This window comes from Protofrankia sp. CiP1_Cm_nod4 (genome assembly GCF_982290645.1).
Window position 1 is genome coordinate 4,604 of record NZ_CEVIVC010000032.1, and the last position, 840, is coordinate 5,443.

The 840-nt window shown below is 73.3% G+C and carries 1 protein-coding gene and 1 pseudogene; both read left to right on the forward strand.

Annotation, left to right across the window (positions count from 1 at the left end):
- Positions 1-425 (forward strand): annotated as a pseudogene (locus AC5LSR_RS08635) (hypothetical protein); the annotation flags it as partial.
- A gap of 7 nt (positions 426-432) precedes the next feature.
- On the forward strand, positions 433-840 hold a 408-nt coding region (locus AC5LSR_RS08640; RefSeq protein WP_493468331.1), incomplete at its 3' end, for an SCO6880 family protein.

An 840-nucleotide genomic window follows, 5' to 3' on the forward strand; every position in this document is an offset into this window, starting at 1 on the left:
GGGAGACCTTCCGGGGTATCGGCGGGCGGCTGCAGAACCGGCAGCGCAGCGGCTCGGCGGTGGACGCGGGCCGGCCCTTCACCGGCGACCTCGCCCCGGTCGGCACCGGTGTCCCGGCCAGGGCCAGCGGTCGCCGCGGGGCCGGGGTGAGCCCGACACGGGTCGGCGCGCCTGTCGCCCGGGCCGGCAGCGGGCAACCAGCACGGCCCGCGGCCCGCTCCGCGGAACGCGCGAACGTCGGCTCCCCCGCACCACGAACCCGGTCGGCAACCGGCGCGGGCAGCCGGGTCGCGGCACCGGCCGCCAACGGCGCCTCCGCGGGGTCTCCCCGCGTTGTTCCGCGGGCGCTACCGGTCGCAGGATCATCACCCAAGGTAACCTCGCCGAGGCCGCCCGTCCACCCCACGCGTACCGGGGGAGGCTGAGCAGAGCGTGGTCGCCGAACGCAGTTACCGGTTCGGGCCGCTGGAACGTGGCGGCATCCTGCTCGGTATGCGCTGGCCACAGCTGGGCCTGATGGTCGGCGTGATGCTGTGCGTCCTCGGGGCGCTGCGTTCGCCGGTCATGTTCGCCCCGGGATGGATCGCGCTGGCCGGTGCGCTGGGGTTCATCGCGTTCGTCCGCGTCGACGACCGTAACCTCGATCAGTGGGTACCGATCCTCTTCGGTTTCACGATGCAGAAGGTGATGGGCGAGACGGTGTTCCGCGGGGCGGTGTTCAGGGTCGGCAACAGCTCCGACCACCTGTCCAGGACCGCGCTGCCCGGGCCGCTGTCGTCCCTGGTGATGCTGTCGGTGCCGGTGGGCAACGGCCGTTACGTGGCGGTGGTCAAGGACACC